Annotated in this window: 26 protein-coding genes and 1 pseudogene; 11 read left to right on the forward strand and 16 right to left on the reverse strand. The window is 51.6% G+C overall.

Annotated elements, in window-relative coordinates:
• Window positions 1-33: 33 nt before the first annotated feature.
• Together LCD46_13095 and mntP are read left to right on the forward strand one after the other, a co-directional pair.
• The gene (locus tag LCD46_13095) at window positions 34-492 is read left to right on the forward strand and encodes a DUF986 family protein (protein ID UOY69037.1); all 459 of its coding nucleotides are present in this window, start codon (window positions 34-36) and stop codon (window positions 490-492) included.
• 400 nt (window positions 493-892) lie between these two features.
• The gene (gene mntP, locus LCD46_13100) at window positions 893-1,459 is read left to right on the forward strand and encodes a manganese efflux pump MntP (protein ID UOY69038.1); all 567 of its coding nucleotides are present in this window, start codon (window positions 893-895) and stop codon (window positions 1,457-1,459) included.
• Here mntP and rlmA read toward each other — a convergent pair.
• From rlmA to mgrB, 7 genes and pseudogenes are all read right to left on the reverse strand, one after another.
• Window positions 1,456-2,271: a 23S rRNA (guanine(745)-N(1))-methyltransferase gene (gene rlmA / locus LCD46_13105; GenBank protein UOY69039.1), complete on the reverse strand. Its 816-nt coding sequence runs from the start codon at window positions 2,269-2,271 to the stop codon at window positions 1,456-1,458. The genes mntP and rlmA overlap by 4 nt on opposite strands.
• Before the next feature lie 65 nt (window positions 2,272-2,336).
• Window positions 2,337-4,055, reverse strand: a complete 1,719-nt coding sequence (gene ftsI / locus LCD46_13110) for a peptidoglycan glycosyltransferase FtsI (protein UOY69040.1) — start codon at window positions 4,053-4,055, stop codon at window positions 2,337-2,339.
• Between the two features lie 219 nt (window positions 4,056-4,274).
• On the reverse strand, window positions 4,275-4,484 hold the full coding sequence (gene cspE / locus LCD46_13115; protein ID UOY69041.1) for a transcription antiterminator/RNA stability regulator CspE: 210 nt from the start codon (window positions 4,482-4,484) through the stop codon (window positions 4,275-4,277).
• A gap of 12 nt (window positions 4,485-4,496) precedes the next feature.
• Window positions 4,497-4,641: pseudogene (locus LCD46_13120) on the reverse strand (YobF family protein).
• Window positions 4,642-5,166: 525 nt separating this feature from the next.
• On the reverse strand, window positions 5,167-6,156 hold the full coding sequence (locus tag LCD46_13125; GenBank protein UOY69042.1) for an MBL fold metallo-hydrolase: 990 nt from the start codon (window positions 6,154-6,156) through the stop codon (window positions 5,167-5,169).
• Between the two features lie 23 nt (window positions 6,157-6,179).
• Complete coding sequence (locus tag LCD46_13130; GenBank protein UOY69043.1) at window positions 6,180-6,470, reverse strand: YebO family protein; 291 nt, start codon at window positions 6,468-6,470, stop codon at window positions 6,180-6,182.
• Window positions 6,471-6,544: 74 nt separating this feature from the next.
• Window positions 6,545-6,688, reverse strand: a complete 144-nt coding sequence (gene mgrB / locus LCD46_13135) for a PhoP/PhoQ regulator MgrB (GenBank protein UOY69044.1) — start codon at window positions 6,686-6,688, stop codon at window positions 6,545-6,547.
• A gap of 159 nt (window positions 6,689-6,847) precedes the next feature.
• Here mgrB and LCD46_13140 point away from each other — a divergent pair, with 159 nt between their 5' ends.
• Window positions 6,848-7,087, forward strand: coding sequence for a hypothetical protein (locus LCD46_13140; protein ID UOY69045.1), 240 nt, complete (start codon window positions 6,848-6,850; stop codon window positions 7,085-7,087).
• A 60-nt stretch (window positions 7,088-7,147) separates the two neighbouring features.
• Here the strand turns inward: LCD46_13140 and kdgR are convergent, their stop codons facing one another.
• Complete coding sequence (kdgR, locus tag LCD46_13145; protein ID UOY69046.1) at window positions 7,148-7,939, reverse strand: DNA-binding transcriptional regulator KdgR; 792 nt, start codon at window positions 7,937-7,939, stop codon at window positions 7,148-7,150.
• A 179-nt stretch (window positions 7,940-8,118) separates the two neighbouring features.
• Here kdgR and LCD46_13150 point away from each other — a divergent pair, with 179 nt between their 5' ends.
• The gene (locus LCD46_13150) at window positions 8,119-9,492 is read left to right on the forward strand and encodes an MFS transporter (GenBank protein ID UOY69047.1); all 1,374 of its coding nucleotides are present in this window, start codon (window positions 8,119-8,121) and stop codon (window positions 9,490-9,492) included.
• A 50-nt stretch (window positions 9,493-9,542) separates the two neighbouring features.
• Here LCD46_13150 and htpX read toward each other — a convergent pair whose 3' ends face one another.
• From htpX to LCD46_13170, 4 genes are all read right to left on the reverse strand, one after another.
• Window positions 9,543-10,424, reverse strand: coding sequence for a protease HtpX (gene htpX / locus LCD46_13155; protein ID UOY69048.1), 882 nt, complete (start codon window positions 10,422-10,424; stop codon window positions 9,543-9,545).
• A gap of 193 nt (window positions 10,425-10,617) precedes the next feature.
• On the reverse strand, window positions 10,618-12,666 hold the full coding sequence (gene prc / locus LCD46_13160) for a carboxy terminal-processing peptidase (protein UOY69049.1): 2,049 nt from the start codon (window positions 12,664-12,666) through the stop codon (window positions 10,618-10,620).
• Window positions 12,667-12,685: 19 nt separating this feature from the next.
• Window positions 12,686-13,372, reverse strand: a complete 687-nt coding sequence (gene proQ, locus LCD46_13165) for an RNA chaperone ProQ (GenBank protein UOY69050.1) — start codon at window positions 13,370-13,372, stop codon at window positions 12,686-12,688.
• Window positions 13,373-13,468: 96 nt separating this feature from the next.
• The gene (locus LCD46_13170; GenBank protein ID UOY69051.1) at window positions 13,469-13,966 is read right to left on the reverse strand and encodes a GAF domain-containing protein; all 498 of its coding nucleotides are present in this window, start codon (window positions 13,964-13,966) and stop codon (window positions 13,469-13,471) included.
• A gap of 132 nt (window positions 13,967-14,098) precedes the next feature.
• On the opposite strand from LCD46_13170, the gene yebS reads away from it, so the two are divergent.
• From yebS to LCD46_13190, 4 genes are all read left to right on the forward strand, one after another.
• A complete protein-coding gene (gene yebS / locus LCD46_13175) occupies window positions 14,099-15,382 on the forward strand; it encodes a membrane integrity lipid transport subunit YebS (GenBank protein ID UOY69052.1) in 1,284 nt (427 codons plus the stop codon).
• Window positions 15,351-17,984 carry an MlaD family protein gene (locus LCD46_13180; protein UOY69053.1) on the forward strand — a complete coding sequence of 878 codons (2,634 nt, stop codon included), beginning with the start codon at window positions 15,351-15,353 and terminating at the stop codon, window positions 17,982-17,984. The genes yebS and LCD46_13180 overlap by 32 nt, the downstream gene beginning before the upstream one ends.
• Before the next feature lie 76 nt (window positions 17,985-18,060).
• Window positions 18,061-19,503: a 16S rRNA (cytosine(1407)-C(5))-methyltransferase RsmF gene (rsmF, locus tag LCD46_13185; protein UOY69054.1), complete on the forward strand. Its 1,443-nt coding sequence runs from the start codon at window positions 18,061-18,063 to the stop codon at window positions 19,501-19,503.
• A gap of 106 nt (window positions 19,504-19,609) precedes the next feature.
• Window positions 19,610-19,849, forward strand: a complete 240-nt coding sequence (locus LCD46_13190; GenBank protein UOY69055.1) for a YebV family protein — start codon at window positions 19,610-19,612, stop codon at window positions 19,847-19,849.
• A gap of 34 nt (window positions 19,850-19,883) precedes the next feature.
• Here the strand turns inward: LCD46_13190 and pphA are convergent, their stop codons facing one another.
• Entirely contained in the window at window positions 19,884-20,528 is a 645-nt protein-coding gene (gene pphA / locus LCD46_13195) for a protein-serine/threonine phosphatase (GenBank protein ID UOY69056.1), read from the reverse strand.
• Between the two features lie 176 nt (window positions 20,529-20,704).
• On the opposite strand from pphA, the gene LCD46_13200 reads away from it, so the two are divergent.
• Entirely contained in the window at window positions 20,705-21,646 is a 942-nt protein-coding gene (locus tag LCD46_13200) for a VirK/YbjX family protein (GenBank protein ID UOY69057.1), read from the forward strand.
• Window positions 21,647-22,053: 407 nt separating this feature from the next.
• Here LCD46_13200 and LCD46_13205 read toward each other — a convergent pair whose 3' ends face one another.
• The 3 genes from LCD46_13205 to yobA are packed head-to-tail and all read right to left on the reverse strand — an operon-like array spanning window position 22,054 to window position 23,651.
• Complete coding sequence (locus tag LCD46_13205; GenBank protein ID UOY69058.1) at window positions 22,054-22,392, reverse strand: YebY family protein; 339 nt, start codon at window positions 22,390-22,392, stop codon at window positions 22,054-22,056.
• 16 nt (window positions 22,393-22,408) lie between these two features.
• The gene (gene copD, locus LCD46_13210; GenBank protein ID UOY69059.1) at window positions 22,409-23,278 is read right to left on the reverse strand and encodes a copper homeostasis membrane protein CopD; all 870 of its coding nucleotides are present in this window, start codon (window positions 23,276-23,278) and stop codon (window positions 22,409-22,411) included.
• A 1-nt stretch (window position 23,279) separates the two neighbouring features.
• Window positions 23,280-23,651 carry a CopC domain-containing protein YobA gene (yobA, locus tag LCD46_13215; protein ID UOY69060.1) on the reverse strand — a complete coding sequence of 124 codons (372 nt, stop codon included), beginning with the start codon at window positions 23,649-23,651 and terminating at the stop codon, window positions 23,280-23,282.
• Window positions 23,652-23,788: 137 nt separating this feature from the next.
• On the opposite strand from yobA, the gene LCD46_13220 reads away from it, so the two are divergent.
• Entirely contained in the window at window positions 23,789-24,019 is a 231-nt protein-coding gene (locus LCD46_13220) for a DNA polymerase III subunit theta (GenBank protein ID UOY69061.1), read from the forward strand.
• Window positions 24,020-24,130: 111 nt separating this feature from the next.
• Complete coding sequence (locus LCD46_13225; protein UOY69062.1) at window positions 24,131-24,781, forward strand: carbon-nitrogen hydrolase family protein; 651 nt, start codon at window positions 24,131-24,133, stop codon at window positions 24,779-24,781.
• The last annotated feature ends 9 nt before the right edge of the window (window positions 24,782-24,790 follow it).

Genomic DNA, 24,790 nt, shown 5'->3' on the forward strand with positions numbered 1-24,790 from the left:
CCCCGGTTTTTTTATCTGTCATCTGGAGGATGAATGACTGTCACGGACATCGTATTGGTTTTATTTATTGCTGCCCTTCTGGCTTACGCGATCTATGACGAGTTCATCATGCCTCGCCGCCACGGCGAGACGCTGCTCTCCCTCCCTCTTCTGCGACGCGGACGCGTAGATGCGTTTATCTTCGCGGGTCTCATCGTCATCCTTATTTACAACAACGTCACCAGCCATGGTGCAATATTAACCACATGGTTATTATGTGCGCTGGCATTAATGGCGATTTATCTGTTCTGGATCCGCACGCCAAAAATCATTTTTAAATCCCATGGATTTTTCTTTGCCAATGTCTGGATAGAATATAACCGTATTAAAGAGATGAATTTATCGGAAGATGGTGTACTGGTCATGCAATTAGAGCAACGCCGCCTGCTTATTCGTGTTAAAAATATTGACGATTTGGAAAAAATATACAAACTACTCGTTAAAACTCAATGAGTTAGATATATAGCATCGGCTATATTTTGTGTGCGTTTTACGCAATAAACATAGCCGAAGCTATATTACTCATTTTTCTTTCTACCTATATTTCTTAACGACACACTCACCCTTAAATAAAAATGAAAATCGTTATCAATAAGCATTTGAAATAATGCCTATCCATTGTTGTTTTATATTCTCAAAATATGTTAAGGTTGCGCCCGTCGTTGGGGAGTAGCCGATTTCCTGTTCTCAGGAAATGTACGTGTCAACATACTCGTTGAAAAACGTGGCGCGTACGGATCGCTTTCTGCACATCTTATGTGCGTTGCGATCAGGCGAGACCATAGATACATCAACTGCTGTTTACTGGGGGCAGTGATGTGTCATATGGATATCTCCCGGTCTGGACGCTGTTATGAATATCTCCGCTACCATCCTTCTTGCTTTTGGCATGTCCATGGACGCGTTTGCCGCCTCCATTGGTAAAGGTGCCACGCTCCACAAACCAAAATTCTCTGAAGCATTACGCACCGGTCTTATCTTTGGCGCAATTGAAACGCTGACACCGCTTATCGGCTGGGGTCTTGGCATGCTCGCCAGCCAGTTTGTGCTGGAATGGAACCACTGGATTGCGTTCGTGCTGCTGGTGTTTCTTGGTGGCCGAATGGTCATCGAAGGTTTTCGCGGCAGTGACGATGAAGATGAGGAGCCTCAACACCGCCACGGTTTTTGGTTACTGGTTACCACAGCCATTGCTACCAGCCTTGATGCGATGGCTGTCGGTGTCGGACTGGCATTTTTGCAGGTCAATATTATCGCCACTGCGCTTGCTATTGGCTGCGCAACGCTAATTATGTCCACACTGGGAATGATGGTTGGTCGATTTATCGGCCCGCTGCTGGGTAAACGCGCCGAGATCCTGGGTGGGATTGTGTTAATTGGCATCGGAGCCCAGATACTCTGGGCACACTTCGCCGGTTAATCTTCGCGCTGCCAGACGTGGATACTGAAATCCGTCTGGCAGCAAAATGCTGATCGTGCCGCTAACGTTTCCCATACTTCCGGTTTTGCCCGCCACGCGAACGGAGTCATCTGCAACAACGCAACGGCCTCTTCTCCTTTAAGCGTCATTTCATACGCCACGCTTTGCTCCTGCTTCAGGCTAAAACCGGCCAGCTGTTCAGAATGCGGCGCATGCAGACGCACTTCGTCGTAGATCAGCCCTTTTAACTCCATCAGATGACGTGGGCCGGGGGTAACGGTAATCACCCATCCGCCCGGCTTCACCACGCGAGCCAGCTCTTCCGCCTTGCAGGGCGCGTAAATGCGGATAACAGCGTCCATGCTGGCATCGTCAAACGGCAGACGGTGGCTGGATGCCACGCAGAACGTCACGTCGGTGTAACGTTTTGCTGCTGCGCGAATCGCCACTTTCGACACGTCCAGACCGAATGTCAGCGCGCCCTTCTCACGGGCAATCTCGGCAAACCGTGCGGTGTAGTACCCTTCCCCGCAGCCGATATCGAGTATGGCGGTGGCAGAATCAGGCAGAATGTCATTCAGCCTCTGCGCGACGGTCTCCCGCAGCGGCAGATAGTGCCCGGCATTCAGAAACGCGCGACGCGCCTGCTTCATCTCTGCACTGTCGCCGGGATCGCGGGAGCGCTTATGCTGCACCGGCAGAAGATTCACGTAGCCTTCTTTTGCCATATCAAACTGATGCCCCTGCGGACAGGTATAACTTTTATCTGAGTGTGTCAGGGGGGCGTGGCAAAGGGGGCAGCTGAAGGACATGGTGACTCCGGAGCATATTCAAAGGGCGAAGTGTACCGCTATTCGCCCTGGTTATAAACGCCCGGTTAACGCATAACGATAAGGTGATCTGAACCCGCCGGTAAACCATCGGGTTTCACATTCTCCAGACGCAGCACGTTTCCCATAATCTCGCTGAAAACGGGCGCGGAGACGGCACCGCCGTAGTATGCCCCGTTTTGAGGATCGTTAATCACGACTACGAGCGCAAAACGTGGGTCGCTGGCGGGTGCAACACCTGCAGTGTAGGCGACGTATTTATCGACATACTTCCCGCTATCATCAATTTTCTTCGCCGTACCGGTTTTCACCGCCACGCGGTAGTCACGCACGGCTGCCTTAACGCCTCCCCCACCAGGCAGTGCCACACTCTCCATCATATGCTCCACTTCATGAGCGATTTCCTCTGGCATGACGCGTTGTCCAATTACGGGTGGATCGATACGCGTGATTGAGAGAGGACGCTCAAGCCCGTAGCCGCCAATGGTGGCGTAAACATGTGCCAGCTGGAGCGGTGTCACCATCAGCCCGTAGCCAAAGGCAAACGTCGCCCTGTCGAGCTGGCTCCAGAATTTACGCTGTGGCAGTAGTCCCGCACTCTCCCCCGTTAAGCCAAGCCCCGTATTTGTACCAAAACCAAAGTTCCGGTAAGTATCAATAAGATGCTGGATCGGCATCGCCAGCGAGAGGCGGGATACGCCTGTATCGCTCGATTTTTGCAGGATCCCGGTCATGGTCAGTTCAGGGTAGTAACCCACATCGCGGATACGATGCCCGTCGAGAGTATACGGATGGGTGTCAATCACGCTGTCCGGCTGGACCAGCCCCTGCTGCAATGCAGTCATCAGCACCAGCGGTTTGACGGTAGAACCAGGTTCAAAAGTATCGCTGATCGCACGGTTACGAAAATCGTTTATTGTTGCGCCTTCGCGATTATTGGGGTTGAAATCCGGATAGCTCGCCATGGCGAGTATTTCCCCGGTTGGGATATTAATTAACACCGATGCCCCGGATTCGGCCTTATTCCAGGCCACGGCATTATCAAGCGCATCTTCGGTAATGGTTTGCAACCGCTCGTCGATGCTCAACTGGATGTTATGCGCCGGTGCAGGAGCAACTTCTGTCAGGTTTTCTACCACACGCCCGTAGCGATCCTCTCTTACCTGCCGGACCCCGGCCTTCCCCGTTAACTGAGCGTTGAAGCTTTTTTCCACACCTTCAATACCCTGCCCGTCAATATTGGTGAAACCAATCAGATTTGCCGCCACATGCCCGGCGGGATAAAAACGACGAGACTCATCACGTAAATTGATACCCGGCAAATTCAGTTTATCGATCCACTTTGCCTGTGCCGGGTCAACCTGGCGGGCAAGGTAAATGAAACGTCCCTGTGGATTCGCGTTGATGCGTGTCGAGAGCGTAGCCAAAGAGAGATGTAGCGCATTCGCCAGCGCTTGCCAGCGCTGATCAAAGCCGACTCCCCCTTTCGCCAGTACCGTTTTTGGATCGGCCCATACGGCCCTGACTGGCACACTGACCGCCAGTGGTCTTCCTTCACGATCCTTGATCATGCCGCGTGGAGCATCAATCGGCAGTTCCCGGAGTGACCGCATATCCTCTTGCTTCACCAGATTGTCTGGCTTGATGATTTGCAGCCACGCAACACGACCCAGTAAAAAAGCCAGACTACAAAAAATGGCAAAACAGAGCAGCGCAAAACGCGCCGGAGTGAAATTTCCGGCTGTCGTAAGTATCTTCTTCTTCACCTGAACCCCAGGACAATTTAACAACGCCCTGATTTAACGGGAAAAGCCGAGCAGAAGGAGCCGAAACAGTGCTACTAACCTCGCAGCTTTGCAACAAGTTACTAACAAGTACGGGGATGGTAATATTTTGAAAGATAAAGGGCATAAAAAAGCCCCGCGTTATGCGAGGCTTTATGTCTGAGAGTGAAGTGCTAAGCGCTTCAGTCAGCAGTGGTTCGATCAGATAGCAGTTACGTTAACTGCAGCTGGGCCTTTCTGGCCGTCCTGAATTTCGAACTCAACGTTCTGGCCTTCAGCCAGAGTTTTGAAGCCGTTACCCTGGATTGCAGAGAAGTGTACGAACACGTCTTTGCTGCCGTCAGCAGGAGTAATGAAACCAAAACCTTTAGACTCGTTGAACCACTTAACTTGACCTTTAATCTTTGCCATTTGCAAAATTCCTTAGAGTGTTTTCTTAGCCCGCAGGCATTAACTGAGATAAAACTGAGACATTACTGCATGAGGCACTAATATAAGGTTCGGCAGAGAAGCGGTATTCAACGACAACGTGTTTACTCAGGACTTCTTTACTGAAAATGCCACACATAAACAGAACTGTACCTCGTTTGACCCAAAACGTGTTATCACACACAATGTTTAATATGGCAAGCCATTTTTAAACATGTCTCGATCCGCCGCACAAATTCGAACACTGCCTGTCAGGTTTTGCACAATTATGCGCATAACATACAGGCAATTCTACTTCGTTACAGAGACTCAACGTTGCTTTCGCAGTCGCTGTAATCTAAGACTTTTTTAACATAGCTCAATCATTCCAGTGCGTCCAGCAGTCGGGAAAAGAAATCTTCAAAATTGATTGAGTTAGAACAATTTGTGAAAACTTATGCTTAAATCATTGTAACGACACGGCATTGTTTCGCAGAAAATACAATGTTAATAACCTGCAGTTGACTGTATTAAAATTCATCAGCTAATAAGCCGTGTTATGCACCAAAATAATGAAATTTTTATGACTCTGCATCAAAACAAGGCAAGCAAAACGTTTCGATAAAAATAAAATATTCATTATCGCGTTCACATACAGAATATATGCAACAATTTATCGCTTCGTTTATAAGGATAAATATTCACCAATTTTCAGTATCCTTAAAGAACTATCAACTGGTGCTAAATTATCTAGTGCAACCGTTAACTCCCTCACTGGGTCATCCAGCGCATCATCTGCCAGTTCAAACACGCCCCAGTGAATAGGAAACGCCAGAGGGCAGCCCAACTGTTGCCATAACGCAACGGCAGATTGAGGGTCCATATGATGTACAGCCATGAACCATCGTGGGGCATAAGCTCCGATAGGTAATGCAGCAGCGTCAATTCTCCCCAAACGCTCCGGTATCAATAGCAACTCAGGCGAATAACCTGTATCACCGCTGAACCAGAAACGGTGATGCCGCCCCTCAAAGACCCAGCCGCACCACAAGGTGCGATTTCGATTCCAGGGTGTTCGCATACTCCAGTGCTGTGCCGGAACAGCACTCAAGGTTATCCCTTGCCAGGTGAAACTCTGCCACCAGTCGAGCTCAACCACACATCTTGCCCCCCGGCGGCGAAACCAGTCGGCCAGACCTAAAGGTACAAACAGACTCACGTCAGGGAAGCGTTTAAGGATCCGACGGATAGTTGCGTCATCAAGATGATCGTAATGATTATGGGAGATAACGACGGCATCAAGCTGATGAAGTTGATCGACAGAAAGTACCGGAGGGGTTTTACGTTGTGGTCCCAGAAATGAGAGCGGAGAGGCACGCTGTGAGAAAACCGGGTCAGTGAGGAGAATATTGCCGTCTATCTGCAGCAGCACACTCGCGTGTCCCAGCCACCATACCCCATCCTCATGAGGTTGCATAAGATCAACCGGTTGCCACCACTGACGTATAAAATCCTCATAACCGAGTGCGGGCGGTCTGGGCAAACCGGCCTCTTTACGCGCTTTTCGCCAGCGCTCAAGGTCACCGGGCTGATGCCCGACAGGACGGGTATTACGGAAACCATTCGGCGTGTGATGTTTCAGGGAGGGGTCATACCAGGGATTTTTCCAGACCACAGCCACCTCCCAGGACAAAAAGATTAACGCTCAGCCACCAGGCGGATAAAGTCGTCTTCGTCTTTGTCGTCTTCAGCGACAGCGTCTTTCGGCGCGTCTTTCTCTTCCGGTTCGTTAGCCTCACACAGACGGCGTAACAACGCGTTTTGACGTTTTTGCTGATCGAGCAGCGCTTCCAGCAGTTCGATCTGCTCGTTAGTACGTGAACTGGCCCGGTTAACGAAAAACCAAATGACCAGTCCCACAAGCAGAACGACCAAAGAAATCATCAAGGATGCCACATTCAGCAGCCCTGAATTCAGTAACTCACCCATTTCACCACCTCAATAAAAACGTCTATTTTACCACTGGCGCGAAGGAAGGAAATCACCTTGAGAAAAAATGCGTGTTACCACGGAATAAACTTATTTATTGCGCAAACGCCGCTAAAGAACTGTACATCCTGATCGCACATCACATTGATGGTCTGCGTCCATAGCACCACACACGCTACCAGCACGATAATCAGAATTACCCAGCGTATTTTTTTCACTCCACACTCCGTCAAAAGACCTGATGTAACCAGGTTATCACGGTTATCTTAAACAAGGGCTAACTGTACCGACATCAAGCCTTTTTCAGAATCATGCACTTGTTTCATTACGTAAACCGTTTACGCTTGCTTAATGATAACAACGATAAAGAGGCATTGATGCGCTTAATCATTCGAACAATTGTTGTACTGGCCATCGTCTGGATTGGCCTTCTGTTAACCGGTTATGGTGTGCTGGTGGGAAGCACTGAAAACGCGGCAGGATTAGGCATTCAGTGTAAATATTTAACAGCACAAGGAGTAAGCACCGCGCAGTATCTGCATACTGACAGCGGAATCATTGGCCTGACTAATTGCCCGGTACTGCGTAAAACATCCGTCGTGATCGATAATGGCTAATCAGCCAGGTTAACAGCAAAAGCGCCGCAACATTCGCGGCGTTTTTTATGCTAACGAGGATTAAAAAGGATAGTCGTGATACCCCATCTGCTCGGAAATCTTACGTGCTGCGGTGTGCAGAATAGCCACATATTCATGCAGTCGCTCCTCAGAGAAGCGCAACGTCGGGAAAGAAATACTGAGCCCCGCAATCACGACGCCAAAGCGGTCAAATACCGGAACACCAATACAGCGCAGCCCCTCTTCCTGCTCTTCGTTATCTTCGCCATAGCCTTGCTCACGCACCTTGTCGAGCACGGTTAACAGCGCATCCGTGCTGGTAATGGTTCGTGCCGTACTGCGTTTGTACTCCACGCCATCAAGGATCTGTTTCACTTCTTCACGATCGCGCCACGCCAGCAGAACCTTACCAATGGCAGTACTATAGAGTGGGTTACGGCGGCCAATGCGTGAATACATACGCAGGTTGTACATGGAGTCGATTTTATGGATGTAAACAATACTGTCTTCATCCAGTGCCCCCAGGTGAATGGTCTCTTTGGTCAGACGGGAGATTTCACGCATCTGAATATCCGCGCTGCGGATCAGGTCAACATTTTGCAGCGCACGGGCACCCAGTTCGAAGAGTTTCAGCGTCAGAGAGTATTTTTCAGACTCGCCTTCCTGCGCAACGTAGCCCAGTGACTTCATGGTTTGCAAAAAACGATAAACGGTGCTTTTCGACATCATCACACGCTGCGACAACTCTGTAATACCAATTTCACGCTCTTCCCCAAGCGCCTGTAAGATGCCAAACACCTTCAGCACGGAAGAAACAGAATCTGGCTGTTTATCCAAATCCGCAATTGCCATTTACCACCTCATAGAGAGTGTTTTATAAAAATCAGAATCGGTTTTTATTATAAGTTCCCGTCATGTCACCTGCAATCAATCCGCGTTTACTTCGTTACAAATCTGCGACATATCGCGGCTGTAACAATGCTAAAATAGTTACCCTGAGAATAATTTCACGCTGAGCTTTTTTAATCCTAATGGAAAAGACCCTTTCCGATGGCCTGCCTTTACCCCAGCGGTATGGCGCTATAGCGACCATCATTATCGGTATCTCAATGGCCGTCCTTGACGGCGCAATTGCGAATGTGGCCCTGCCAACCATCGCCAGCGACCTGCATGCCTCCCCTGCCAGTTCGATATGGATAGTTAACGCCTATCAGATTGCAATTGTTATTTCCCTGCTCTCGTTCTCTTTTCTGGGCGATATGTTTGGCTACCGTCGGGTTTATCAATGCGGTCTGGTGGTTTTCACCTTCACCTCATTGTTATGTGCCCTTTCTGATTCGCTGCATACCCTGACGCTTGCACGTATTGCACAAGGTTTTGGCGGTGCAGCGCTCATGAGTGTTAACACAGCGTTGATCCGCTTAATTTATCCGCAGCGTCATCTGGGACGCGGCATGGGGATAAACTCGTTTATTGTTGCGGTCTCTTCTGCCGCCGGGCCAACCATTGCAGCAGCCATTCTTTCCGTCGCGTCCTGGCAATGGCTGTTCGCCATAAACGTGCCGCTGGGCATCGTGGCTATCTTCTTTGCCCTACGCTTTCTTCCCGCTAACGGCCCCAGAAGTACAATGCCGCGCTTCGACGTCGTGAGCGCGATAATGAATGCCCTCACCTTTGGTCTGCTGATTACTGCCCTGAGCGGTTTTGCACAGGGACAATCCCTGATGCTTACCGGCGCGGAACTCATCGTCTTGCTGGCGACAGGTTTCTTCTTTGTTCGCCGTCAGCTCACGCTTCCTGTGCCGTTACTGCCAGTTGACCTGCTGCGCATTCCCCTCTTTTCGCTCTCCATTTGCACATCTGTCTGCTCATTCTGCGCCCAGATGCTGGCCCTGGTCTCTCTGCCTTTCTTCCTGCAAAGCGTAGTGGGACGCTCTGAAGTGGAGACCGGGCTGTTGTTAACCCCATGGCCGCTGGCTACGATGGTAATGGCACCGCTGGCGGGTTACTTGATTGAACGCGTCCATGCCGGTTTATTAGGTGCTCTGGGGCTGGCTGTGATGGCAACAGGCCTTTTCGCTTTGGCGCTGCTGCCGTCATCGCCTTCCGATCTCGACATCATCTGGCGCATGATCCTGTGCGGAGCCGGGTTTGGCCTGTTCCAGTCGCCTAACAATCACACCATTATTACCTCAGCGCCGCGTCATCGCAGTGGAGGGGTCAGCGGTATGTTAGGCACCGCGCGTCTGTTAGGGCAAAGCAGCGGTGCAGCTCTGGTCGCTCTGATGTTTAACCTTGCCGGGCAAAACGGTAATCACATTGCGCTCCTTAGCGCTGGAGCCCTTGCTACCCTCGCGGCTATCGTCAGCGGTCTGCGCATTACCCAGCCCAGAGCCCAGGCATAAAAAAAGCCGGGCGGAGTCTTCTCCTGCCCGGCTTATTGCGGTTCTTCGCGTTACTTCATGTATTCCCCACTACGCAGCGCTTCGATACGTTTATCCAGCGGCGGGTGAGACATAAACATTTCACTCAGTGACTTCGATTTACCGTTAATACAGAAGGCCATCATGCTGTTCGCTTCCTGCGGCTCGTAACTGGTTTTCAGACGCTGCAGCGCAGCAATCATTTTCTCACGCCCAACCAGTTTTGCGGAACCGGCATCCGCGTGGAATTCGCGGTGACGGGAGAACCACATGGTGATAATGCTTGCCAGAATACCGAACACCAGCTCCAGTACCATGGAAACTGCGAAGTAGATCAGCGGATTACCGTTGCTCTCTTCACCTTCGTCGCGGTTGCCACCCATAAAGCCTGCAGCAATCTGCGCCAGAATACGGGAGATAAAGATAACGAAAGTGTTCACCACGCCCTGAATCAGGGTCATGGTCACCATGTCACCATTTGCGATATGGCTGATTTCGTGAGCGATAACCGCTTCGGCTTCATCACGGCTCATGTTCTGTAATAACCCGGTGCTGACGGCAACCAGGGATGCATCACGACGAGCACCCGTAGCGAACGCATTAATATCCGGCGCGTGATAAATAGCGACCTGCGGCATGGCAATCCCAGCCTGACGGGATTGCTGAGCAACCGTATTCATCAGCCACTGTTCCATATCGTTACGCGGCTGTTCAATAACCTCACCACCTACCGATTTCAGTGCCATCCACTTCGACATCAACAGTGAAATGAAAGAGCCACCAAAACCAAACAGCAGCGCCATAATCAACAGACCCTGAACGCTGCTCGACTGAATTCCTGTCAGGCTTAGCACGAGCCCGAAAACCACCATGACCGCAAGGTTGGTGAGCAGGAAGAGCGCGATTCGCATCATAATTTTCTTTTAACCTCAGTTTAACAAAACGCACTATGCGATTACCCACATCGTATGGGTATTGTGGCTATTTTCAAGCATCAGGCGGGCTTAAGTCACCAGAAAGACACAACTTTACACAATTGGAAACCAGCCTGACGGAAGGATGCAGAACAAAAAGAAACAGGCACAATTTCTTGTGCCTGTTGGGAGATTATTTTGCCGGAGCAGGTTGGACGGCAGGTTTCTCTTTTTCAAGATTCGCAAGGTCGAGTGCAATATGCACCGTCTCATCCAGATAAGGATCTGGCTCCTTGTAATCTTTTGGCAGATCGTCCAGTTTCTTGAGCAGAGGCTTGCCTTCCCGTTTGAAGCGATCGTTGATACGCGCCAGACGCGTTGCATCGTCTTCGTTGTTCTCTTTTTCACGCTGAGCGTAGTTCAGAGAAACAATATTCCGTTTATCTTTCAGAGCATTGAAACGTGCAATGTCCTTCATGATGTACTGGAATTCCGCATCTTTCGCAATACGGTCATTATGCGCTTTCAGCAGTTCAGGACCAAACTGCGTCATATCACCCGCTTTCACGTAGGTCGCCGCGTTGATGCTGTCCCACGGTAACGCGTTATCTTCAAACTTCTCGCCCGTTTCCGTCTCTTCCGTGCCTGTCGGCATCATGATATCCGGCGTCACCCCTTTACGCTGCGTACTGCCACCGTTCACGCGGTAGAACTTCTGAATAGTGTACTGAACCGAACCCAGCGCAGGCCATTCAGGGCGCAGCATCTGATCGTAAATACGATTCAGAGAGCGATACTGTTGAACGGTGCCTTTACCGAACGTCGGTTCACCCACGATCAACGCACGGCCATAGTCCTGCATTGCGGCAGCAAAGATCTCAGACGCTGAAGCACTGAAGCGGTCCACTAAGACCACCAGCGGGCCTTTGTAGTAAACCACACCATCGTTGTCGGCATCTTCACGGACTTTACCGTTGTTATCGCGCACCTGAACCACAGGACCAGATGGAATAAACAGGCCAGAGAGCGAAACCGCTTCCGTCAGCGCACCGCCGCCGTTACTGCGCAGGTCGATGATAATGCTGCTAACGTTCTGCTTCTCAAGCTTCTGCAGCTGCACTTTCACATCGTCGGTCAGCCCTACGTAGAAGCCCGGGATATCCAGGACACCCACCTTCTCTTTACCCACGGTTTTCACCGACATTTTCACCGCGCGGTCTTCCAGACGGATACGCTCACGGGTCAGGGTAACAATACGGGTTTTAGTGCCTTTTCCTGCTGGCAGAACTTCCAGACGAACCTTGCTGCCTTTCGGGCCTTTAATCAGCGCCACCACATCATCAAGACGCCAGCCGATCACATCAACCATGTTCTGACCGGTTTGTCCCACACCCACAATGCGATCGCCTACGCTTATCGCTTTGCTTTTGGATGCCGGGCCACCTGCGACCATCGAATTGATCACGGTATAATCATCATCCATCTGCAGCACCGCACCGATACCTTCGAGAGACAGGCTCATTTCAGTATTGAACTGCTCGGTGTTACGCGGGGAGAGATAGTTGGTATGCGGATCGATTTCGTGAGCAAAGGCAGTCATTGCCAGTGAGAAGACATCCTCACTGTTGGTCTGCGCCAGACGACGAATAGCAAATTTGTAACGACGCGTCAGCGTGTCACGGATCTCTTTTTCATCTTTGCCGGTGAGCTTAAGGCTCAGTTCGTCATATTTAACTTTTCCGTCCCACAGCGCATTCAACTCGGCTTCATCTTTCGGCCAGGGTGCTTTACTGCGATCCAGATTAAAGGTGTCATTGCCGGTGAAGTCCATCGGACGTTCCAGCACTTTCAGCGCGTACTGATAACGTTCAAAGCGGCGCTTTTGCGACAGGTTATAGAGATCGTAGAACAGATCCAGCTTGCCTGAACGCAACTCGTCACCCACCTCAGATTTACGCTTAGCGAACTGCTCGACATCGCTGGCGAGCAAAACGTTATGGCTGTAATCCAGCAAGTTCAGATAGCGGTCAAAGATTTTGGCCGAAAAGGCCTGATCGAGATCGAACTGACGATAGTGCGAACGGGTGAAACGTGAGGTTACGCGCTCGCTCACCGTTGCGTGCTGGGTCTCTTCCTTAAGAACCGGAATTTGATCAACACGCGTGATATCGTCCACTGCGAAAGCGTGACCTGTTATGGCAAACAGGCCCGCCAGCGCGGTGAGCTTAAAAAAAGTGTTCATGCCAGGCTTGGCCTCCGTTTCAGAACAACAAGTGTTCTGCGCGTACAATCATTGACATACCAGAAGTCAGCTGTACACGAACGCCATCTTTGGTGATTTCCAGTACAGTGGCGTCCATAGCATTGTTACCCGCTTTTACCTTCAGCGCCTGACCAACGCTCAGGGCGTTAATGTCTGAAACCGGGGTATGACGCGGCTCTTCACGAGGGGCGCGCGGGGCTTTCGCTGCAGGTTTGTCAGCACGCGGTTTGCGATCGTTATTATCATTACGACGCGGTGCAGGGCGTGGTTTACGCTCACGACGAGGCGCTTCTTCCTGGCCGTTTGCCGCTGCGGCTTCGCGTTTTTTCGCTTGCTGTTCAGCACGTTGTGCCTGAACGCGTGCTTTGGCTTCTTCCAGCTGTTTACGCGCGTGCTCAACGTGCTGCTCATCCAGCTCACCACAAGGGTTGCCATCGAGATCCACGCGAGTCGCGCCCGGTTTGATACCGTACAGGTAACGCCAGCTCGAAGTATAAAGACGTAAGGCGGAACGCAGCTGAGTTTTGCTGAGGTTCATTTCCCCCTCAACACGTGCCACCAGATCCTGAAAAATACCGACTTTCAGGGGACGAGCTTCACCTTCAGCACTGAAGCACTGTGGGAAACGCTCGGCCAGAAATGCGATAACTTCTTTACTGCTATTCAACTTAGGTTGATTTTCCATGAAATTTCCTGATTACAACGGACGTTGCCAACAAGCGCAGGCATGAACAGGCGTCATTATAATGACGCTATCAGTAAATGCTACGTTATCCGTTGATTATCCTGCGACGCTCGCAAAGAATTTTTGATAATCGGTTGCAGCGAGAACGTTTTCCAGGTTTGCCACCAGCTCGCGCAGTCCCTGTTCGTCCTCGGCTGTAAAGCGACTGAAGACCGTACTGTCGATATCCAGAACGCCAATAATCTGATTTTTTACCACCAGTGGCAGAACGATTTCAGAATTACTTGCAGCGTCGCAGGCAATATGTCCGTCAAACGCATGAACGTCTTCCACACGCTGTACCTGATTCTCGGCGACCGCGGTACCACACACACCGCGCCCTACCGGGATACGTACGCAGGCCAGCTTGCCCTGGAATGGCCCCAGCACCAGTGTTTCACCTTCCAGAAGGTAAAATCCAGCCCAGTTAACGTCACTGAGACGTTCAAACAGCAATGCGCTAGTATTTGCCAGAGTGGCTAAGAAGCTGGTCTCGCCCGCCATCAATGCCTTAAAATCGCGGTTCAGATCCGCGTAGAATTCTGTTTTGTTCATTATTCAATCACTTAGTTGTCTTACAAAATTACCGCATAGCCTATTAAAATAAGCATTAAATGCACTCATGCTCAAGATGAATCAGTTCATGAGTTATTATAACTTTCAACAATACTTATTTGTGCGCAGCTGATGGCCTTAAAAACAACCAAAATTACGCCGACAAAAAAGATAACTGTCCATACGGTAAGCGAAGCTTTGCCTCGTGCACATTATCAGCGTTGCCCCCAGTGCGATACGCTTTTTATGTTGCCGAAGATGAAATCGCACCAAAGTGCCTTTTGTCCCCGCTGCGATGCCAAAATTCGTGACGGCCGCGACTGGTCTTTGACCCGCCTCGCCGCCATGGCCGTCACGATGCTGCTTCTGATGCCTTTCGCGTGGAGCGAGCCGCTCCTCAAACTCTATCTGCTTGGTGTACGCATTGATGCCAACGTTCTACAGGGTATCTGGCAGATGACCCGACAGGGTGATCCGGTAACTGCAGCGATGGTGCTTTTTTGCACCGTTGGCGCGCCGCTGGTCCTGGTCGCGGCGATTGCGTATTTATGGCTCGGCAACATTCTGGGTATGAACCTGCGACCGGTGTTGCTGATGCTGGATAAACTCAAAGAGTGGGTCATGCTGGATATCTATCTTGTGGGTGTTGGCGTGGCGTCAATTAAAGTGCAGGACTACGCGTTTCTGCAGCCAGGCGTCGGACTCTTTGCTTTTATCTGCCTGGTATTGCTCAGTATCCTGACGCTCATCCACCTGAACGTCGAACAGCTTTGGGAGCGTTTTTATCCTCAGCGCCCAGCCACACGCCCGGATGAGAACCTCCGTGTCTGTCTGGGTTGCCACTATACCGGGCTGCCCGACGCGCGTGGCCGCTGTCCACGCTGCCATATTCCTTTGAGACTGCGGCGCAACAACAGCCTGCAAAAATGCTGGGCGGCGCTGATTGCCTCCCTGGTGTTTCTGATCCCGGCCAATATGCTACCGATTTCCATTATTTACGTGAATGGTGCACGCCAGGAAGATACCATCCTCTCAGGCATTATTTCCCTTGCGCACAGCAATGTGGGGGTGGCTGCCATCGTCTTTATTGCCAGTATCCTGGTGCCGTTTACCAAAGTGGTGGTGATGTTTACGTTACTTATCAGCATTCACTTTAAATGTGAGCAGGGGCTACGTACCCGTATCCTGCTTTTGCGGTTCGTCACCTGGATTGGTCGCTGGTCGATGTTGGATCTGTTCGTGATTTCGTTGATGATGTCGCTGATTAATCGTGACCAGTTACTTGCTTTTACAATGGGACCCGCGGCTTTTTATTTCGGCTCAGCGGTGATATTGACTATTCTTGCTGTGGAATGGCTGGATAGCCGCTTACTTTGGGATGCACATGAGTCAGGAAACCCCCGCTTCGCCGACTGAAGCGAGAATTAAAACAAAACGCCGCATTTCGCCATTCTGGCTGCTGCCTGTCATCGCCCTGATGATTGCGGGCTGGCTTATCTGGACGAGCTATCAAGATCGCGGGAGTACGGTCACCATTGATTTCCAGACCGCCGACGGTATCGTCGCCGGGCGAACACCCGTTCGCTTCCAGGGGGTTGAAGTAGGTACGGTTCAGGACATCTCCCTTGGAAAAGGGCTGAACAAGATTCAGGTGCGGGTCAGTATTAAATCAGACATGCAGGATGCCCTGCGCAGCGAAACGCAATTCTGGCTGGTCACGCCGAAGGCCTCTCTGGCGGGTGTTTCCGGTCTGGATGCGCTGGTGGGCGGTAACTATATCGGTATGATGCCAGGTAAAGGTGAACCGCAGGATCACTTTGTTGCCCTGGATACACAGCCCAAGTACCGCCTTAACAACGGCGATTTGATGATCCATCTGCAGGCGCCGGATCTCGGCTCTCTGAACAGTGGCTCACTGGTTTATTTCCGTAAAATCCCGGTGGGTCGCGTTTACGATTACGCCATCAACCCGAATAAACAGGGTGTCACCATTGATGTGCTGATCGAGCGCCGCTTTACCAATCTGGTTAAAAAGGGCAGCCGCTTCTGGAACGTATCCGGCGTGGATGCCGATCTCAGCCTGAGCGGTGCAAAGGTGAAACTGGAGAGTCTGGCTGCGCTGGTGAATGGCGCCATTGCCTTTGATTCCCCTGAAAACTCAAGCCCTGCCACCGCTGATGACTCGTTCGGATTGTACGCTGACCTGGCGCACAGCCAGCGCGGAGTGATTATCAAACTCGTCCTGCCCGATGCGAAGGGGCTTAAAGCCGGTTCAACACCGCTGATGTATCAAGGGTTGCAGGTCGGTCAGCTTACCAAAATGACGCTCAACCCGGGCGGCTCGGTCACCGGCGAAATGACCGTTGATCCGAGCGTGGTCGATCTTCTGCGCGAGAAGACGCGTATTGAAATGCGCAGTCCAAAGCTATCACTCAACGATGCCAGTATCAGTAGTCTGCTGACGGGAAATACGTTTGAGCTGGTGCCCGGTGAAGGTCAGCCCAGCAATAGCTTTGTGATTGCCCCGGCCGACAAAGCCTTGTTGCAAAAGCCGGGTGTCGTGACGGTCACGCTGAATGCGCCAGAAAGCTACGGTATTGAAGCCGGCCAGCCGTTGATTTTGCACGGTGTTCAGGTAGGACAAGTTCTTGAGCGTACGCTTACCGAGAACGGCGTGAGCTTCTCGGTCGCCATTGACCCGCAATACAGCAACCTGGTCCATGGCGACAGTAAGTTTGTGGTTAACAGTCGTGTCGACGTGAAAGTAGGTCTGGACGGGGTGGAGTTCCTTGGCGCCAGCGCCAGCGAATGGGTCAACGGCGGGATCCGCATTCTGCCGGGCGATAAAGGCCCTGTGCGTGACAGCTACCCGCTGTATGCCAACCTGGATAAAGCGATTGAAAACAGCCTGAGCGATCTTCCTACCACTACGCTGACATTAAGCGCCGAAACATTGCCGGACGTTCAGGCAGGCTCCGTTGTGCTGTATCGCAAATTTGAGGTCGGGGAAGTGATCACCGTTCGCCCTCGCGCGGACGCATTTGATATCGAGCTGCATATCAAGCCGGAGTATCGCAAGCTGTTGACGCCAAACAGCGTCTTCTGGGCTGAAGGCGGTGCAAAAGTTCAGCTCAACGGTAACGGGCTGACGGTGCAGGCCTCCCCGCTTTCACGCGCGCTGCGTGGGGCAATTAGTTTCGATAACCTCAGCGGTGCAGGTGCGAATCTGCGCAAAGGGGATAAGCGTATTCTCTTCCCGTCCGAAACCGCAGCACGTGCCGTTGGCGGGCAGATTACCCTGCACGCTTTTGATGCGGGAAAACTGGCTGAAGGGATGCCAATCCGTTACCTGGGTATTGATATCGGGCAGATCCAGAAGCTGACGCTGATCACCTCGCGTAACGAGGTGCAGGCCACCGCCGTGCTCTACCCGGAATATGTACAGACGTTCGCCCGCACCGGTTCGCGCTTCTCGGTGGTGACGCCGCAAATCTCGGCCGCAGGCGTTGAGCACCTCGACACCATCCTGCAGCCGTATATCAACGTCGAGCCTGGCCAGGGCAATGCCCGTCGTGATTTTGAGCTGCAGGAAGCCACAATCACTGATTCGCGCTATCTTGATGGTCTGAGCATTGTGGTGGAGGTACCAGAAGCTGGTTCGCTCAGCATCGGCACGCCAGTACTGTTCCGCGGTATTGAGGTGGGCACAGTGACCGGTCTGACGCTCGGGACGCTCTCCGACCGCGTGATGGTGGCGTTACGGATCAGCGAACGTTACCAGCATCTGGTGCGAAATAACTCGGTATTCTGGCTGGCTTCCGGCTATTCGCTGGACTTTGGCCTGACGGGGGGTGTCGTGAAAACTGGTACCTTCAACCAGTTTATTCGCGGTGGGATTGCGTTTGCCACACCACCGGGCACACCGCTGGCACCGAAAGCGCAACCGGGTAAACACTTCCTGCTGCTCGAAAGTGAACCGAAAGAGTGGCGTGAATGGGGAACTGCTCTGCCGCGTTAATCTCAGGGCTCCGGTGTCAACGCACCGGAGCCTTTATGCTACACTGCGCACCTGAACTTTTCCCTGTGGTGTACCCGTGGCTCAAAACTCCGTATTTCTTCCTGAACAATTCCTCGCGCAAATGCGTGAGGCGCTTCCTTCTCACCTGTCGTTAGACGATTTTATCGCCGCCTGTCAGCGTCCGTTGCGCCGAAGTATTCGCGTCAATACGCTAAAAATCAGCGTCGGGGATTTTCTCGCGCTGGTATCCCCGTACAACTGGCAACTGACGCCAGTACCATGGTGTGCTGAAGGGTTCTGGATCGAGCGTGATGACGAAGATGCCGTGCCGCTGGGAAGTACCGCCGAGCATCTGAGCGGGCTGTTTTATATTCAGGAAGCCAGTTCAATGCTGCCAGTTGCCGCGTTGTTCGCCGATGACAACGCGCCTGAGCGGGTGATGGATGTGGCCGCGGCACCCGGGTCGAAAACCACGCAGATTGCCGCCCGGATGGGTAACCAGGGGGCAATTCTTGCCAATGAGTATTCCGCCAGCCGCGTCAAAGTGTTGCATGCCAACATCAGCCGCTGCGGTATTCATAATGTTGCCCTGACACACTTCGACGGGCGCGTGTTCGGTGCTGCCCTGCCGGAAGCCTTTGATGCTATTCTGCTGGATGCTCCCTGCTCCGGGGAAGGTGTGGTGCGTAAAGATCCTGATGCGTTAAAGAACTGGTCTGTTGAAAGCAACCTTGAGATCGCTGCTACCCAGCGTGAGCTGATCGACAGCGCATTTCATGCACTGCGGCCAGGCGGCACATTGATTTACTCCACCTGCACACTGAACCGGGATGAAAACGAAGACGTCTGTCTGTGGCTGAAGGGGCAATATCCCGATGCCGTCGAGTTTCTGCCGCTCAACGATCTGTTCCCCACGGCAAAAGAGGCCATCACGCCTGAAGGATTCCTGCATGTTTTCCCGCAGATCTATGACTGTGAAGGTTTTTTTGTTGCCCGACTGCGTAAAGCTGTCGCCGTTGCCCCCCTGCCCGCTCCAACGTTTAAGGTCGGCAATTTCCCGTTCACACCGCTGAAAGGCCGAGAGGCCGAGCAGGTCACCCTCGCCGCCAGAAAAGCCGGGCTTTCCTGGGATGAAACGCACCATCTCTGGTTACGTGAGAAAGAGATTTGGCTTTTCCCGGCCAGTATTGAACCGCTTATTGGCAAAGTACGTTTTTCCCGTATCGGGATCCGTCTGGCGGAAGTTCATAATAAAGGCTATCGCTGGCAGCATGAGGCTGTTATCGCCCTCGCCGGACACGAGAATACGTTTGCCCTGACACATCAGGAAGCCGAAGAGTGGTACCGTGGTCGCGATGTTTATCCTGTCAGTACGCCATCGAATGATGAAGTTGTGGTTACGTATCAGGGATACCCGTTGGGGCTGGCTAAAAAAGTGGGCTCACGACTGAAGAACAGCTATCCGCGTGAACTAGTGCGAGATGGTCGGCTGTTTACCGGTAACGATCGCACCGCCTGAAAAAAAGCGCATTTTTTTACTGGCGATTTCGCTCTCCTTGTCTACGATCAAAAATGGATGACCGTACTGGTCATACCAGATTTTGACAATCGACCCGGAGAGCAATATGACGAAAACCAGCGTGCGTATTGGCGCTTTTGAGATTGACGACGCAGAACTGCGCGGCGAAATACAAGGCGATCGAACGTTAAGTATTCCCTGCAAATCCGACCCGGATTTGTGTATGCAACTCGATGCCTGGGATGCGGACATCAGCGTCCCGGCAATTCTTGATGGCGAACACTCTGTCCTTTACCGTGAGCATTACGATAGCAAAACTGATGCCTGGGTCATGCGCCTTGCCTGACCTAAAGAGAACCCGCCCGAAGGCGGGTTATTTATTATTGCAGTTGTGCCAGCGTAAAGTAACCGTCAAAAACAGCCCCCGTGTCGATATAGTGTAAATTATCAAAATCATACCTTCGGTCGACAGGCGTATGTCCGAACCAGAAATGATCCGCTCCGCGAATTCCCTGCCCTTTACCCACCATAAACCCCATCAACCGATCGCGATCCCATAATACGCGCTGGGCGCTTACCGGTTTTTGCCAGCGGTATTCCTCCGCAGGATAATCAGCATGGGCGATCACATTCAGGCCATTTGCACAGGTGATCTCGATAATATGCGGCAAACTGCGACAGGCATTGAGCAGCGATAGCGCCAGCTGTTGCTGGTCACGTTCAAGGCGTGCAAACCACATTCCGCCATTCATCGTCCAGAGCGAAAAATCATTATTATCCAGGCTGTCGATTGCCATTTGTTCATGATTGCCGCGCACCGCGCGAAACCATTTTTCATTGATTAGCCCCAGGCATTTAACGCTGTCAGGACCACGATCAATCAAATCCCCGACGGAGATCAGTAAATCCTCATATGGATTAAAATGACGACGTTTCAGTTCATCCATCAGCCACTGGTAACAACCATGAATGTCGCTAACAACCCAGACGTGACGCCACCTCCCACCTTCTAATCGCTGATACATAACACCTCCTGTAGCGAGTATAGTTGCACCAGACTTATCCGGAGAGACGCAATCCAGCAGTGCTTTCCACAAAGCTAAACAAACAGTAAACTAAGGATAAATAAATATTTCACCAGTATTAATCCAGTTTTGCATGCCCCCTAAAATATGCAATGCATAAAATTTGAGGTTTTCCCGTGTCAAATACGCGCCTGCAAGACGATGCAGCACATTCGCATCGTACCCATATCATTTCCGAACTGGTGAAAGGTCAACTCGTCCCAGGCCCTATCTGGCAAAAACGCGAGTATCGACTTAAATTTCTATTACGTTCGCTGCTTTTCTGGTCTTCAACGCACCGAATGCTCGATGCGCTGGCCCGTCGCGACGATTTTGACCAACTTCTGGCCTCGCAAATCACGCTGCCAAGTAAAACCCATCGTCAGTATCTGATGCGTGGCATGAATGCCAACGCGCGTGCCGACGCTATCATTAGTCATTATCAGTGGATTGACTCTCTGAAAGATGCCGGGCTGGTCAACGCTTTAACTGGCCCCCAGGAGCAATCTATTGTTGAGTTTCATGCAAAAGATGGCGTGAGCTATAACGTCAATGCCATGAACGCCAGTAAAGCGGAGCGCGAAGGCGAGTGTACGCTGTGGCTGCGAGACAATGAAAATACCCTGCTTGCGAGCGTGACCTTTTGCGTCGCCCGGGAAAACGGGGAATATGTGCTGGTGATTGGCGGTCTTCAGGGACCTCGCCGCAGCGTATCCCGTGATGTGATCAAGCAGGCAACACGAGCCTGCCACGGCCTTTTCCCTAAGCGAGTATTAATGGAGGTGCTTTTCCAGCTTGCAACACTCTCCGGTATCAAAGCGATTTATGCCGTCAGCGATGAAGGGCATATCTTCCGTGCTCTGCGTTATCGCCTGAGTAAAGGCCGTCATTTCCACGCCAGTTACGATGAGTTTTGGGCCTCTATCGACGGTCAAAAGCGCTCAACATTCAGCTGGCAACTGCCCTTGCAGATGGAACGCAAATCCCTTGAGGAGATTGCCAGTAAAAAACGTGCCGAATATCGCCGTCGCTTTGAACTCCTTGATGAAATTGAGGCATCTGTTAAATCGCGCTTCTAAGCACTGCATAGGCTTTCGCTGACTGCGCACAAAAATTTAACAAAACAGGCAAAAAGGGCTGGACTTCCGCATGCTGTGTTGTGTTATGTTTTAGTAAGACACACACAGTGTGCACGCTGTAAAAGAAAGAAGGCGTTGGATTTATTCGTTTACTTTCATACAGATAAAAAGAGACCGAATACGATTCCTGTATTCGGTCCAGGGAAATGGCTCTTGGGAGAGAGCCGTGCGCTAAAAGTTGGCATTAATGCAGGCTAAGTCGCCTTGCCTTTTAAGAATAGATGACGACGCCAGGTTTTCCAGTCCACAGCTAAAGCGGCCTGAAAAAAAGCGTAAGAGCATCATAAAAAGTAAAAAACCGCAGTGCTTTCGCAAGCATCTGCGGTTTTTTATTGGAAACCTGAACATTAACAGAGCTTGTCGGCACGCTCGATAAACGGTGCCAGACTCATCTTCTGTCCCGGATGAGCCGGGTCATCAATCTGAATAACACTGATCGGCTGGCCACTGCTCTTACCGCTAGCCACCTGTTGCTCTGCGGTCTCATTTAACGGGTATTGCACCAGCGTACTTGGGTTGATCGCATATAATGCATGACCCGGACGGCAAGTCAGCATTACCTCTTCGCGATTGAAAGCCCATTTGTCTTTACCCACCTCAAAACGGCTGACGGTAATCACCTGCGGTGCAGCCAGAGCACTCCCCGTGCAGGCCAGTAATAAGAGAGAAAGTACTGTCTTTTTCATATGCTATTTAACCTTATCAGAAGGGTTCCCAGGTAGCGAACAGACTGACCGTTGCCAGCACCAGCGTTCCCAGCACCACCTCTGCCTGTGTCATCCTGATAAAAATCTGTTGCGCTTGTCCGGTCTCCGGACGAAACCGTGGCACCAGAAAATACCGATTTGCCAGTGCAATTGCTACCATCAACGCCACCAGCGCACATTTGAACAACAAAAACTGCACGTAGTCAGACTGCCATGGGATCTGGATGCCAGTGATAAACAGCGTGTTGATAATGCCAGTGAGCAGCACACCCGCAACGGCATAATGGCCGACACGCGAGAAACGCATCATGGTGTAGATAGCGGCATTTTGCCAGCGCCCTTTCGCCAGACGCATGCAGAACAGCAGCGGAAGTAATCCGCCAAGCCAGGTTGCGGCACACAGCAGGTGAAAAGCGTGATTAAGACGCTGCAAAGCCCCTGTCGGACCGTCGCTCATCGCCGCGTGCCCTACCCCTGCCAGCAGAATAAGCTGACCCATTGCGAGCAATAACAGCCGTGAACCTTTCAGGGGAGCGAGCCATGCAGCTCCGACAGTAATGGCAGCAAGAATCATTTGCCACAGCCAGACGCTGCCAAACTGCGTCGCCAGCACGCTACGCCAGATCTCCGGGGAAAAGACATCTCCCCAGCCACTACCCATCAATCCCCCCTGAAACACAAACATCAGGAGTGCAGCACCCAGGCTGATTAAAGACGCCACTTTCTGCTGTAACTGGAAACGCCGGGACATCAGGCGGTGGAGTGAGGAAGGCGCAAACCAGACGCTGTAAAGCGCATTGCCAAAAATGAGCATCAGCGCCCCGAAATGGATAAATCGCAACACGACATAAATCAGGGCCAGCATGCTATTTCACGCTAAAGTGGTAGCTGCCTTTGGTTTTATGGCCGTCTACGGAGACCACATGCCAGTCGACCTGATAGGTCCCGGGCGTCAGCGGTTGTTCCAGCGGAACCGTCAGCTGAGCGTTGTTCTTTTCGTCTCGTTTAACCGTACCTGTTTTCATAACCTGCTTTTGTGCATCCGTGACCACGACCCCACTAAAACCAGGTTCGATACCTTCCGAAAAAATCAACGTAAGGACCTGGGGTGGTGTCACCTGGCTTTCTGCCGCCGGGGTTTGCTGTTTAAGATGAGCATGCGCCAGCACAGAAGGCGTCATGACCAATGATGCCAGAAAGGCAAGCGCGCATACCGCGCGGGAAGTGGTTAGTCCCATCGCAATCATTCCTTTTTGTTATGTCTGTATGCTAAAGAATAACGCTGTATAATAAACGAGTCGAGGATCATCCCGCCTCCGCTTGTCATCATCGTGCAATCGCGGTAACGTTGCCGCCGCATAATAAGGAGAAGGAAATGAAGATCAATCTGGCCACCCTTCCTCAGGACGAGATGGATAAAGTGAATGTCGATCTCGCTGCCGCAGGCGTCGCGTTTAAAGAGCGTTACAACATGCCCATCGTGGCTGAGGTTGTTGAACGTGAACAACCGGCTCATCTGCGCGACTGGTTTCGCGAAAGATTAATTGCCCACCGTCTCGCATCGGTCAACCTTTCTCGTTTGCCCTACGAGCCTAAAGTTAAATAAGCTTAAAAAGTCGTTACACTTCCTTACGCGGAATATGCCAGGATAAGAAAACCCTGATTAATCTAGGTGTATTCTTAAAATCCCTGCGACTCAGTGTATAAGGAAGTCACGATGTCACAATGGAATATTGCCGCAGCCCAGTATACCGGGCAGCATCACAGTGTGGATGACCATGTTGCGCGCCACCTCTGCTTCATCGCCGAAGCAGCACGCCAGCAATGCGATTTGCTGGTATTTCCTGAACTTTCATTAACGGGCTCGGGCACAACGGTATTACCTCCTCCCCCCAGTGATGCGCAGCTTGAACCCCTGCTTGACGCCGCACATTTTTACCAAATCACCCTCATTGCCGGGCTCCCTCTTGAACGGAATGGTCAGCGCCAGAAAGGACTCGCGCTGTTTACGCCTTCCAGCCAGGATATTCTGCGCTACCCGCAGGGGAGCGGTGCAAGTCTGGTTCCGGGAGATAAACAACTTAGCATCATTGATGCGCATACCGATTCACCCAATCTCGATTCACAGGCGGCGCTGTTTACCAGCTGTCAGTCTGTTGTTGATTATCGCTGGCGGCAGTCCATCAGCACCCTGCAGCGCTTCGCACATAAATATGCGATTGCCGTGTTAATGGCTAATGCGTGTGGCGGCAGCGCGTTATGGGATGAAAGAGGCCAGTTGATTGTCCGCGCGGATAAAGGCGAGCTCTTGCTGACCGGCACGCTCGGCAGACAGGGTTGGCAAGGCGATATCATTCCTTTAGGCTAAGCGTTTTAA

The sequence above is a fragment of the Enterobacter ludwigii genome, from assembly GCA_023023105.1.
GTDB lineage: Bacteria > Pseudomonadota > Gammaproteobacteria > Enterobacterales > Enterobacteriaceae > Enterobacter > Enterobacter adelaidei.